Source organism: Pseudomonas sp. GW821-FHT07G10 (genome assembly GCF_059418545.1).
Window position 1 is genome coordinate 150948 of the sequence record NZ_JBWKQB010000012.1, and the last position, 11612, is coordinate 162559.

General features: G+C 55.7%; 12 protein-coding genes. 6 read left to right on the top strand and 6 right to left on the bottom strand.

Translation table 11 applies throughout. The features are described from left to right. Positions 1 to 59: 59 nt before the first annotated feature. Entirely contained in the window at positions 60 to 674 is a 615-nt protein-coding gene (mobA, locus tag AC07O1_RS15700; protein ID WP_495089287.1) for a molybdenum cofactor guanylyltransferase MobA, read from the bottom strand. A gap of 251 nt (positions 675 to 925) precedes the next feature. On the opposite strand from mobA, the gene moaB reads away from it, so the two are divergent. Next, positions 926 to 1465, top strand: coding sequence for a molybdenum cofactor biosynthesis protein B (gene moaB, locus AC07O1_RS15705; protein ID WP_494994151.1), 540 nt, complete (start codon positions 926 to 928; stop codon positions 1463 to 1465). After that, positions 1462 to 2667, top strand: coding sequence for a molybdopterin molybdotransferase MoeA (locus tag AC07O1_RS15710; protein WP_495089280.1), 1206 nt, complete (start codon positions 1462 to 1464; stop codon positions 2665 to 2667). The genes moaB and AC07O1_RS15710 overlap by 4 nt, the downstream gene beginning before the upstream one ends. A 49-nt stretch (positions 2668 to 2716) precedes the next feature. Here the strand turns inward: AC07O1_RS15710 and moaE are convergent, their stop codons facing one another. The 5 genes from moaE to moaA are packed head-to-tail and all read right to left on the bottom strand — an operon-like array spanning position 2717 to position 5925. Next, entirely contained in the window at positions 2717 to 3178 is a 462-nt protein-coding gene (gene moaE / locus AC07O1_RS15715) for a molybdopterin synthase catalytic subunit MoaE (protein ID WP_495024300.1), read from the bottom strand. Positions 3179 to 3181: 3 nt separating this feature from the next. After that, complete coding sequence (locus AC07O1_RS15720) at positions 3182 to 3433, bottom strand: MoaD/ThiS family protein (RefSeq protein WP_495089281.1); 252 nt, start codon at positions 3431 to 3433, stop codon at positions 3182 to 3184. Continuing rightward, positions 3430 to 3936, bottom strand: a complete 507-nt coding sequence (gene moaC, locus AC07O1_RS15725) for a cyclic pyranopterin monophosphate synthase MoaC (protein ID WP_495089282.1) — start codon at positions 3934 to 3936, stop codon at positions 3430 to 3432. Before moaC ends, AC07O1_RS15720 begins: the two co-directional genes overlap by 4 nt. A 46-nt stretch (positions 3937 to 3982) precedes the next feature. Continuing rightward, complete coding sequence (locus AC07O1_RS15730) at positions 3983 to 4882, bottom strand: bestrophin family protein (RefSeq protein ID WP_494994146.1); 900 nt, start codon at positions 4880 to 4882, stop codon at positions 3983 to 3985. Between the two features lie 44 nt (positions 4883 to 4926). Further along, a complete protein-coding gene (gene moaA, locus AC07O1_RS15735; protein ID WP_495089288.1) occupies positions 4927 to 5925 on the bottom strand; it encodes a GTP 3',8-cyclase MoaA in 999 nt (332 codons plus the stop codon). Positions 5926 to 6362: 437 nt separating this feature from the next. Here moaA and AC07O1_RS15740 point away from each other — a divergent pair, with 437 nt between their 5' ends. The 4 genes from AC07O1_RS15740 (at position 6363) to AC07O1_RS15755 (ending at position 11444) form a co-directional block, all read left to right on the top strand. After that, complete coding sequence (locus AC07O1_RS15740) at positions 6363 to 8687, top strand: FdhF/YdeP family oxidoreductase (RefSeq protein ID WP_495089283.1); 2325 nt, start codon at positions 6363 to 6365, stop codon at positions 8685 to 8687. 131 nt (positions 8688 to 8818) lie between these two features. Then, positions 8819 to 10240 (top strand): cytochrome ubiquinol oxidase subunit I, encoded by a 1422-nt coding sequence (locus AC07O1_RS15745; RefSeq protein WP_495089284.1) that lies wholly within the window; start codon positions 8819 to 8821, stop codon positions 10238 to 10240. Positions 10241 to 10255: 15 nt separating this feature from the next. Then, on the top strand, positions 10256 to 11272 hold the full coding sequence (gene cydB / locus AC07O1_RS15750; RefSeq protein ID WP_495089285.1) for a cytochrome d ubiquinol oxidase subunit II: 1017 nt from the start codon (positions 10256 to 10258) through the stop codon (positions 11270 to 11272). After that, positions 11259 to 11444: a DUF2474 domain-containing protein gene (locus AC07O1_RS15755; RefSeq protein ID WP_494994142.1), complete on the top strand. Its 186-nt coding sequence runs from the start codon at positions 11259 to 11261 to the stop codon at positions 11442 to 11444. Before cydB ends, AC07O1_RS15755 begins: the two co-directional genes overlap by 14 nt. Positions 11445 to 11612: the final 168 nt, after the last annotated feature.

Below are 11612 nucleotides of genomic sequence, written 5' to 3' on the forward strand. Positions count from 1 at the left end.
AGGACGCATGGATTGTTTGAAAAGTCCCGAACCGACCCTTTGGAGGAAACAGTGTGAACTTATTCAAATGACGCAGATAGCGTTTCGCAAAGCAGTTCCGGGGTGTTGAAATTACATAGGCGCGAGTCGTCCGAGGCGCACGACAACGCCCTCGGGTCACGTTTCAACAGCGCGCGTAACAGGCTTCGCTCTCCCTCATCCCAGTCTTGCTGCAGGCCCTGTAGCAGCGCCTTGGGAATCAAACTGAACATGGGTTGCCATTGCCCGGCCTGCTGCACCATCAACGCTGAACCCGTCGCAGGGCGCGCCTCTAACAGAGCCCTGATCAGCGGCGCGTCAATGTTCGGTGCGTCGCAGGCGAGAATCAGTAGCCACGGATGGTGCGCAACAGCCAGTCCGGCCAGGACTCCCGCCAGAGGTCCCGGGAAATCCCTTTGTGAGTCCTCGACCAATTGATCGGCATAGGCTCGATAACTTATTTCATTACGGTTGCAGGAGATGATCAAGTCGTCGGTGAAGGGTCGTACCACAGCGTGTACATGTGCGATGAGCGGCTTCCCTTTCCAGGGCAGCAGCCCTTTATCCCGTCCCCCCATACGCGCCCCGCGCCCGCCAGCAAGTAGTAGCACTGAGCAGGGTACAGATGAAACTGCAGTAGAGCAGGTAAGTGTCATGATTAAAAACACGGATAGTTGGGTGAGCAGACGATCTCACTGTTTATCTTGTCAGTCCAATCAGAAGTATTTAATGATCGATCGATTGACTCTATCAAAACCGAGTTTAATTAGAATAAGGAATCACTGTGGATGAAAAAACCTTCGATAGACGCGCTCGATAATCTGGTCGGCCAGAGTGATTAGACAGTGACCGTTTCAGCGCTTTAGCCTCTAACAATTGTTTTCATTATTGCCTGCCGGAGAATGACATGAGCGTTAAGTCGGATGCGTTATTTGTACCGTTGAATATTGCCGTGCTGACCGTCAGTGATACCCGTGAATATGCCAATGATACCTCTGGGCAATTGCTCGTCAGTCGATTACTGGAAGCGGGCCACACCCTGAGTGAGCGCAACTTGCTCAAGGATGACCTGTACAAAATCCGGGCACAGGTCGCAAGCTGGATTGCCGACGAGGGGATTCAGGTCGTGCTGATTACCGGGGGCACCGGATTCACTGGCCGCGACAGTACACCTGAGGCGGTGACCTGTTTGTTGGATAAACAAATTGACGGCTTTGGTGAGTTGTTTCGGGCGATTTCTATCCTCGATATTGGCACGTCCACTGTACAGAGCCGGGCCTTGGCCGGACTGGCCAACGGCACACTGGTGTGCTGCCTGCCAGGTTCTACTGGCGCCTGTCGAACCGCGTGGGAAGGCATTCTTGCCGAGCAGTTGGATGCACGCCACAGGCCGTGCAATTTCGTGCCGCACCTCAAGCCTGTGCAAGTCTGCGGGTCACGGGGATGAGTCAGTCACCGCTGATGCCTGTGGAGGAGGCCATCGCCAGGCTACTGGCCATGGCTGAGGCCCAACGTCTCGATGATAGCGAGTCAGTACAGCTGAGTGATGCACGGCAACGGGTGCTGGCCAGTGACCTGGTGGCGACCCTGGATCTTCCGCCTTGGCCGAATAGTGCCATGGACGGTTATGCCTTGAATGTGGACGACTGGAGCGGACAGCCACTAGCCGTATCCCAACGAATTTTTGCCGGTCAGGCCCCCGAAGCGTTGCTACCGGGGACCTGTGTACGAATCTTTACCGGAGCGCCTGTCCCCGAGGGTGCCAACAGCGTAGAGATGCAGGAGAACGTCGAGCTCTTGGATGATGGCCGCGTCAGCTTCAACCAGTCACTGACAGTTGGCCAGAATATTCGACCGCAAGGCCAGGAGAACCGTGTCGGGCAGGTTTTGCTCCCTGCCGGCAAACGACTGGGACCTTTCGAGTTGGCCATCGCAGCGGCGCAGGGATGTACGCATGTGCATGTCGTACGGCGCCCACGGGTCGCGCTGCTCTCCACAGGCGATGAACTGGCCGAACCGGGTATGCCCTTGAAGCCCGGCTGTATCTACAACAGCAATCGCACCTTACTGAGCCACTGGTTAAGTGCATTGGGTTGCGAGGTAATCGATGCAGGTATTCTCCCCGACCGGCCGCAGCAGACGCGCCTCAAACTCGAACAGTTGCAACACAATGCGGACTTGATTCTCACCACCGGTGGCGTGTCCGCAGGTGACGCCGATTGTCTCGGGCAGGTGCTGCGTGAATGCGGTAAACCGTTGTTCTGGAAGCTGTCCATAAAGCCGGGTAAGCCACTGACGGTGGGACACTTTGGCACAGTGCCGGTCATCGGTCTGCCAGGAAACCCGACGTCGGCTCTGGTGACTTTTGGGCTATTGGCCCGGGCTTACGTGTTGCGCATCCAGGGTGTCGAAGACGTCACACCATTGAGCTTCCCGATTAACGTCGGTTTTGACTGGCCTAAAGCAGGAGGCCGCAGGGAGTACCTGAGAGCCAAATTGGAGGAGGGGCGAGCCGTACTCTATCCAAACCAGAGTTCAGGCGTATTGCTGGGCGCATCCTGGGCTGATGGCTTGGTCGAGATTCTGGAGGGCTGTGCGCTGCAGGCAGGTGACACGGCACGGTTTATTCCGTTCTGCGAGTTGTTTTAGAGCGCCCCATCCACCCCTCAGCCATTTGGACGGGGTGGATTCCTTTTGCTCACTCATCACTGCCTTCCCAGCGACTTGCTGCCAGCCGATCACTCTCTCTACTGCACACCCAACGGTCACCGGATCGGGTTTCTTCACGTTTCCAGAAGGGTGCTCGTGTTTTCAGAGAGTCCATTAAAAAGGCGCAGGCATCAAAGGCAGCCTGTCGATGTTCGCTGGCAACTCCGACAAACACGATGGGATCGCCGACGTTCAAAAGACCCACGCGGTGAGCTATTTTCACTTGTTGAAGAGGCCACCGTTCATTGGCCTGGTCGACGATGAGTTGCAATGATCGCTCGGTCATTCCTGGATAGTGCTCGAGAAACAGGCTGCTGACCTTTTCCCCCTGATTGATATCCCGGACATATCCGACGAAGGTGGCCACTGCCCCAACGCTATGGTCTTCGGCATGCAAACCGCTGTTCAGTTCATTCAGGTTGAACGCCTCGGTCTGGATCTGAATAGTCATCACTCAACCACCCGTCACTTGGGGGAAGAAGGCGATCTCATCGAACTCTTCAATGGAGGCACCGAGTGTACATAACTCCTGGTTCAGCGCGCACATGAGGCTGGTTTCACCGAGGACTTGCTCCCAAACCTCTCCTCGGGTGATCAGGAATTTTCTGACATCGTCAATGCTTCGCAATGACGCATTCAGAGCAATTTTTTCTCCGCCAATACCGAGTTGCTCTCGATAACGCGCAAAGTAGTTGATGAGAATCATTGAGCGGCACCTGCTTCAAAGTTTCCTGATCTTCCGCCGTGTTTTTTGAGCAGCTGAATTCTATCAATGATCATCCCTCGGTCGACGGCTTTGCACATATCGTAGATAGTCAGTGCCGCAACACTTGCAGCAGTGAGGGCTTCCAGCTCAACGCCTGTTCTGCCGTTAAGTCGGCAGGTGCTCACAATTCTTACGCTATCGGGCTCGACAGTCTTCAGCTCGATGTGAATTGAGCTGAGCATCAATGGGTGGCATAAAGGGATGAGTTCATGGGTTTTTTTCGCCGCCATGATCCCTGCGATTCGAGCGACCGCAAACACATCACCCTTGGGATGCCCATTGTGTTGGATAAGTTTCAACGTAGAAGGTCGCATACGTATCCAGGCCTGTGCTTGAGCTTCACGGTTGGTCGGCTCTTTTTCGCTGACATCGACCATATTGGCTCTGCCCTCGGCATCTAAATGAGTCAGCGTCCCGGAATCGGGTTGTTTGAATTCATTCATGTTTATCCTCCACCCCTGCGGGTGCTTAATGAGTAGGTTGTGCTAATCAGTTCAGCACGAAGTCCACGGGCTGAAGTATGGGAGGGAGTTCTGTCGCACCCAGGGCGTCAAGCACCTCACGTTCGATGTTGCGCACGATGGCATTCGTTGGAAGGTCGTTTTCATCTTGACCAAAGGGGTCTTCCAATTCGTCGCCAATAGCATCCAGCCCAAAAAACGTATAACTCACAATGGCGGTGAAGACTGGCGTTAGCCAGCCCAGTGGCTCGGCCATCGCAAAGGGCAACAAAATGCAAAATATGTAAATTGTCCTGTGTAGCAAGAGTGTGTAAGGGAAGGGGAGTGGAGTACTTTTGATACGCTCGCAGGTCGTTTGCGTAGTGGTCAGATTGGTCAAATGATTGGCCATCAGCGTGTAACGCCATTCGCTGATGTGGCCTGATTCGGCGAGTGTTGAGCACTGTTGGCCGACTTGACGCAGAATCCTTTCAGGGATGTTAGGTGTGTTTGAAGAGGGTAACTGGCTAAGCCACGTACCCGCCGCACTGAGCTCGTCTTCTTTGCGAAGTCTGGCGTTCAGCGCATGGGCAAACCCGCAGAGATTTCGCAACATCATGCTGCGTTGCTGTTTGTCTTTAATGACCTGAGTTTCCCGGATCATCGAACGCAGGTCCATCACCATCGCACCCAGCGCTTTGCGCGCTTCATACCAACGGTCGTAGCAGGCGTTGTTACGGAAATTCATGAAGATTGAAAGTGATAGCCCCAACAGCGTGAAGGGGGTGGCATTAACCTTTGAGAAGTACGCAGGATGGAGTGTTTCGACCAGGACAATAGCGGAGGCCAGGAGTGTCACCAGAAGGCTTCGCAGCGCGATACGCTTGGCAATCGAGCCTTTGAGTGAAATCAGAACATTGATCAGATTAGGTTTGGCTCTAACGATCATGGGAAGCAGCCTTCTAGAGAATAATGATGTGAAAACCGGGCAGGCTATCCGCCCGTCATGTTCATAAAACGGACAACTTGCACGTCATCATTGAGTTCAAAGTGGTGTCGGTACGGCTTGATTTTCATCGCCTCGATGATTGCCTTCTCCAGGCGCTCCGGCTCTCCTGGGTGGCGGCGAAGCACTTCCTTCAGGTCGACGGAATGTTCATTGCCCAGGCACAGCAGGAGTCGGCCTTCGACGGTCAGCCGAACACGATTGCATGTAGCGCAAAAATTGTGGCTGTGGGGCGAGATAAATCCCAGGCGAATATGCGGCGCCTCAGCCAGGCGCCAATAGCGCGAAGGGCCTTGGGTCGATTCCGCGGAGTCGATGAGCGTGTAGCGTTCGGCAATACGCTCGCGCACCTGCGCGCTTGAAAAGAATGCCCCTGCACGGCTGTGCTCGCTGATTACACCCAGTGGCATCTCCTCGATGAAGGAAATGTCCAGTCCGCGATCAATCGCAAAGCCAACGAGATCGTTTATCTCGTGATCGTTGCGCCCTTTCATGACGACGCAGTTGAGTTTGGTATGTTGAAAACCTGCTGCATTCGCCGCGTCAATGCCGGCGATGACGTTAGCCAGATCACCCGTGCGGGTCAGTTCGCGGAAGCGATGGGTATCGAGGCTGTCGAGACTGATGTTAAGGCGCTTGAGCCCCGCATCGAACAAGGGTGCCGCGAGCTTGCCCAGCTGTGAACCGTTTGTGGTCATGCACAGTTCACGCAGCCCCGGTAGCGCTGCAATGCGTTCACACAGCGCTACCACGCCGGGGCGAATCAACGGTTCGCCACCGGTCAGGCGGATTTTTCGGGTGCCCAGCGCCACAAAGCTTTCAGCTAGCTGATAGATCTCTTCCAGCGTCAATATTCGTTGTCGCGGCAAGAATTCCATGTTCTCGGCCATGCAATAAACACAGCGGAAATCGCACCGGTCGGTCACAGACATTCTGAGATAGTCGACTCGCCGAGAAAAACTATCCATCAAAATTCGATCTGACATCACAACCTCCATCAGCGATCCAGGTGTATCAGCCATGGCGCCGGTTTTGGAAGACCACTGTTATATAGGGCCTTGATGACCCAAGACTAAGGTCATTTAAAGTGGCCGTCTAATCACTATTAACAACTGATTGATCAATGGAATCTATTGAGCAGGAAGTGGCTCGGATTCTCGCTGTCTTGAATTTGTAATTTATTGATTTTTAGTGATTATTTTCTTGATAGATCATTTCGATGATCTGGTCATTATTTGCAATTAGACAGGCATGTAATGCGCGGAATAGTCTTGCTTCGTACCCCTGAATTGGGCCCGTGAAGTAATTGAATGCGAATAACCTGTCGCTAAATAAAGTCGCATTTTTATAGGCGCACAAAAACAGAAATTAACAATGACTTGACATCAGGCTACCGCCTACGTGCACGTCTTGGAGAAGTATCATGAGCGAAGTTGAACGTTATAAACCGTATAAGGGGGCGGCCGCTGGCTGGGGCGCGCTGATTGCTGTTACCAGGAACTGGTTGGGCAGCGAAAACGCGTTCAAGAATATTCGAGCCATGCTCAAGACCAACCAGAACGGCGGATTCGACTGCCCGGGCTGTGCGTGGGGCGAATCGCCGGAAAATGGCATGGTCAAGTTCTGCGAGAACGGCGCCAAAGCGGTCAACTGGGAAGCCACCGGCCGTCTGGTCAACCCGGCGTTTTTCAACAAATACACGGTGTCGTCGCTGGCGGCGCAAAGTGACTATTGGCTCGAATACCAAGGGCGCCTGACTCACCCCATGCGTTATGACGCCACTGCTGACCGCTACGTCGAAACCAGTTGGGACGATGCGTTTGCCTTGATCGCCAAACACCTGAAAGGGCTGACGTCGCCTGATCAGGCCGAGTTTTACACGTCCGGCCGGGCCAGCAACGAAGCGGCTTACCTCTATCAGCTATTCGTTCGTGCCTACGGCACCAATAACTTCCCTGACTGTTCGAACATGTGCCACGAAGCGAGCGGCCTGGGCATGGGTGACAGCGTCGGCGTGGGGAAGGGCACAGTGACGTTCGATGATCTGGAGGAAGCCGACGCCATTTTCGTCATCGGCCAGAACCCAGGCACCAACCACCCACGGATGCTTGAGCCACTGCGCGAAGCGGTAAAGCGGGGCGCGCAGGTGATCTGTTTCAACCCACTGAAAGAGCGGGGTCTTGAACGATTCCAGCACCCGCAGCATCCGCTGGAAATGCTCACCAACGGCTCCGAACCCACCTCGTCCGCGTACTTTCGTCCGGCATTGGGCGGCGACATGGCGGCGATGCGCGGCATCGCCAAGTTCCTGTTGCAGTGGGAGCGTGAAGCGCTCGCGAACAACAGCGAGGCGGTGTTCGACCGCGTGTTCATCGCCGAACACACCTCGGGAATGGATGCCTATCTCGCTGAGGTTGATGCCACGACCTGGGAGCATATCGTCGAACAGTCCGGCCTGACCCTGGCGGACATCGAACTGGCTGCCCGCATGTACCGCAAAGCGAAGCGGGTGATCATGTGTTGGGCGATGGGCGTGACTCAGCACACTCATTCGGTGCCGACCGTTCAGGAGATCATCAACGTACAGTTGTTACGTGGCAATGTCGGTCGTCCGGGCGCGGGGTTGTCGCCGGTGCGCGGGCACAGTAACGTGCAGGGCGACCGCACCATGGGCATCAACGAGCTGGCACCCCCTGAGTTTATTGACGCGCTGGAAGCGCGCTTTGCATTCAAGGTTCCGCGCAAACACGGCCACAACACGGTGATGGCGATTGCTGCAATGGAAGAGGGGCGCTCGAAAGTGTTCATCGGCTTAGGCGGTAATTTCGCCCAGGCGACTCCTGACAGCCCGCGCACTCACGACGCACTGCGCAACTGCGACCTCACGGTACATATCGCCACAAAGCTCAATCGCAGCCATCTGGTCACTGGCCGCGAGGCCTTGATTTTGCCGTGCCTGGGGCGCACCGATATCGACATGCAGGAGGAGGGGCCGCAAGGCGTGACGGTGGAAGACACCTTCAGCATGGTGCACATTTCCCACGGCCAACTGAAACCCAAGTCCGCGTTGATGCGTTCGGAACCGGCGATCATTGCCGGGATTGCCAACGCAACATTGGGTAAACATCCCATTGACTGGCTCTGGGCGATCGCAGATTACGGTCGCATCCGTGACCTGATTGCCGACACCATTCCCGGCTTCGAGGATTTCAATAAAAAATTGCTGCACCCCGGTGGCTTTCACCTGGGCAACGATGCAGCCAAACGCATCTGGAAAACCGCCACTGGCAAAGCGCAGTTTGCCCCCAGCGTATTGCCGGAACACCTGGTCAGCGAAGGCGTGCGCAACCTGGACGTGAAACCGGATCTGATCCTGCAAACCATGCGCTCCCACGATCAGTACAACACCACCTTGTATGGACTGGATGATCGTTATCGCGGCGTCTACGGCATGCGCGATGTCGTATTCGTCAACGAGCAGGACATTCGAAAACTGGGTTACGAGCCGGGGCAAATGGTCGACATGATCTCGCTGTGGGGGGATGGTCGCGAGCGTCGAGTGACCGGCTTTACCTTGATCGCCTACGACATTCCACCCGGTCAGGCCGCCGCCTATTACCCGGAAACCAACCCGTTGGTGCCGCTGGAAAGCTATGGCGACCGCACGTTCACGCCGACCTCGAAGTTCATCGCCATTCGCCTTGAGCAGGCGAAGGCCAGCAACCTGATCCAGTCCTTCGGCGCTTGAGTCTGGCCGGGGTGGCGTGATTGCCGCCCCAGCCTCACCAGATCATTGGAAATCTGTTCGCTGCGAGCCGTGAGGCTCACTGCGGCCGGGCTTTGTATGCACGAGCATCGAGCCACTATGAGGGTATCGTCATGTTAAATCTGGAGGCGCTGGACCTTGCGCGAATTCAATTCGCGTTTACGGTCTCGTTTCACATCATATTTCCTGCCATCACCATCGGGCTTGCCAGTTTCCTGGCGGTCCTCGAAGGTCTCTGGCTGAAAAGCAACAATTCGGTTTACAAGGACCTCTATCACTTCTGGTCGAAAATCTTTGCCGTCAACTTCGGTATGGGGGTGGTCTCCGGGCTGGTCATGGCTTACGAGTTTGGCACCAACTGGAGCCGCTTCTCTGACTTCGCCGGGAGTATTACCGGGCCATTGCTGACGTATGAGGTGTTGACGGCGTTTTTCCTTGAGGCAGGCTTCCTTGGGGTGATGCTGTTCGGTTGGAACCGGGTAGGGCGCGGGCTGCACTTCTTTGCCACGGTGATGGTCGCCATCGGTACGTTGATCTCGACCTTCTGGATTCTGGCCTCCAACAGCTGGATGCAGACGCCACAGGGTTTCTCGATCGTGGATGGGCGGATCATGCCGATGGACTGGCTGGCCATCGTCTTCAATCCGTCGTTCCCTTTCCGACTGGCGCACATGGCCATCGCTGCGTTCGTGGCCACGGCGTTCTTTGTCGGCTCTTCCGCAGCCTGGCATTTGCTGCGTAGAAATGACACGCCGCAAGTGCGCAAGATGCTCTCGATGGCGTTGTGGATGGCGTTGATCGTGGCGCCGATCCAGGCCGTGGTCGGTGATGCCCATGGTCTGAATACCCTGGAACATCAACCGGCGAAAATTGCCGCCATTGAAGGGCACTGGGAAAACGTCGGTAACGAGCCGACTCCACTTGTGCTGTTCGGCATCCCGGACATGGCGGTCGAGAAGACGCGTTATGCGATAGAAGTCCCTTACCTGGGCAGTCTCATCCTGACGCACAGCCTGGATAAACAGATCCCTGCTCTCAAGAGTTTCCCTAAAGAGGACCGTCCCAACGCGACCATCATTTTTTTCAGCTTTCGGATTATGGCCGGGCTTGGAATGTTGATGATCCTCACGGGTTTGCTGGGTCTTGCCTTACGCCGTAATGGCGCGCTGTACCGCAATCGCCTGTTCCTGCGCCTGGTGTTGTTCATGGGGCCTACCGGTCTGATCGCAATGTTGGCGGGCTGGATCACCACCGAGGTAGGCCGTCAGCCGTGGGTCGTCTACGGACTTCTGCGAACTGCCGATGCGGCTTCCAATCACACGGTCACGCAGCTCAGCGTTTCGCTGGCGGTGTTTGTATTGATTTATTTCTCGGTTTTCGCGGTGGGCATCGGTTACATGATGAAGCTGGTACGCAAAGGCCCTCAGCCACATCACGAGCATCCGCCTCAGGGCGGTCCCGGTCAGGAGCGTACGCCACGCCGCCCCCTGTCCGCCGTCGCCGAGACGTTCGCGTCCGGCGATCACGTCAACTGAACAAGGGGATTGACCATGGGCATTCAAGGTATAGATCTGTCGTTGATATGGGGCGTCATCATTGCCTTTGGGGTGATGATGTACGTGATCATGGACGGGTTCGATCTGGGGTTGGGCATCCTGTTCCCGCTCATCCCGGATAGGCAGGAACGCGATGTGATGATGAACACCGTAGCGCCTGTCTGGGACGGTAACGAAACCTGGCTGATACTTGGTGGGGCGGCACTTTACGGCGCGTTTCCCTTGGCTTACTCGGTGATTCTGGAGGCGTTGTATCTGCCACTGATTTTCATGCTGGCCGGGTTGATATTTCGCGGCGTGGCGTTTGAGTTCCGGTTCAAGGCCAGCCCTGAAAAGCGCCACATCTGGGATATGGCCTTTATCGGTGGCTCACTGCTGGCAACGTTTTGCCAAGGCATCGTGATTGGCGCTTATATCGCCGGAATTCCGGTGGTCAATCGTGAGTTTGCAGGCGGCACCCTGGACTGGCTGTCACCCTTTCCATTGTTCTGCGGTCTGGGGCTGATCGTCGCCTACGCGTTGCTGGGCAGTACCTGGCTGCTGGTCAAGACCGAAGGAATGCTTGAATCACGCATGCGTCACTACACTCGGCCGCTGGCGTTCACCCTCACGGCGGTGGTAGCTGTGCTCTGTGTGTGGACACCGTTGCTGCATCCCGAGATTGCGACGCGCTGGTTCGCACACGCGCATATCGTGGTCTTTGGCGGGTTGTTAATTCTGGGTGTGCTGGCGCTATTCGGGCTGCTTGGGACGTTACGCCAATATCATTCTCACTGGCCCTTTGTGTTCACGTTGGCGCTGGTATTTCTGGGTTATATCGGCCTGGCATTCAGCATCTGGCCGAATATCGTACCGCCCTCCATCAGTTTGTGGGAGGCCGCATCGCCGCCTTCAAGCCAGTTGTTCATCTTGATCGGCACGTTGTTCATTCTGCCGATCATTCTGATGTACACCTGCTGGAGTTATTACGTGTTCCGCGGAAAAGTGAGGATCGGCGATGGCTACCATTGACAGCGAAAACGTCCGGACCGCTGAAGTATCGGCTACGCAAAGCGAATCCGCCCCTTGGTATCGACGGGTTCTTTGGTTGATCGCCATTTGGTTCGGCAGTGTTATTGCACTTGGGGTAGTGGCCAGCTTGTTCCGGCTGATGATGCATATGGCCGGAATGACCACTCATTGATCGCATGATTTCATGCCACGAATGCCCGGCGCGATCTTTCGCGTCGGGCACTTTTTTGTCTGCGTTTGATCGTTCCCGCGCTCTGCGTGGGATGCCGCCCTGGACGCTCCGCGTCCATGTGACGCAGAGCGTCACCGGGATGCGTTACCACGCAGGAGCGTGGGAACG

Bases quoted from the DNA above. Each gene is read 5' to 3' on its own strand.
- mobA (WP_495089287.1), bottom strand. From the start codon at position 674: ATGACACTTACCTGCTCTACTGCAGTTTCATCTGTACCCTGCTCAGTG.
- moaB (WP_494994151.1), top strand. From the start codon at position 926: ATGAGCGTTAAGTCGGATGCGTTATTTGTACCGTTGAATATTGCCGTG.
- AC07O1_RS15710 (WP_495089280.1), top strand. From the start codon at position 1,462: ATGAGTCAGTCACCGCTGATGCCTGTGGAGGAGGCCATCGCCAGGCTA.
- moaE (WP_495024300.1), bottom strand. From the start codon at position 3,178: ATGACTATTCAGATCCAGACCGAGGCGTTCAACCTGAATGAACTGAAC.
- AC07O1_RS15720 (WP_495089281.1), bottom strand. From the start codon at position 3,433: ATGATTCTCATCAACTACTTTGCGCGTTATCGAGAGCAACTCGGTATT.
- moaC (WP_495089282.1), bottom strand. From the start codon at position 3,936: ATGAATGAATTCAAACAACCCGATTCCGGGACGCTGACTCATTTAGAT.
- AC07O1_RS15730 (WP_494994146.1), bottom strand. From the start codon at position 4,882: ATGATCGTTAGAGCCAAACCTAATCTGATCAATGTTCTGATTTCACTC.
- moaA (WP_495089288.1), bottom strand. From the start codon at position 5,925: ATGTCAGATCGAATTTTGATGGATAGTTTTTCTCGGCGAGTCGACTAT.
- AC07O1_RS15740 (WP_495089283.1), top strand. From the start codon at position 6,363: ATGAGCGAAGTTGAACGTTATAAACCGTATAAGGGGGCGGCCGCTGGC.
- AC07O1_RS15745 (WP_495089284.1), top strand. From the start codon at position 8,819: ATGTTAAATCTGGAGGCGCTGGACCTTGCGCGAATTCAATTCGCGTTT.
- cydB (WP_495089285.1), top strand. From the start codon at position 10,256: ATGGGCATTCAAGGTATAGATCTGTCGTTGATATGGGGCGTCATCATT.
- AC07O1_RS15755 (WP_494994142.1), top strand. From the start codon at position 11,259: ATGGCTACCATTGACAGCGAAAACGTCCGGACCGCTGAAGTATCGGCT.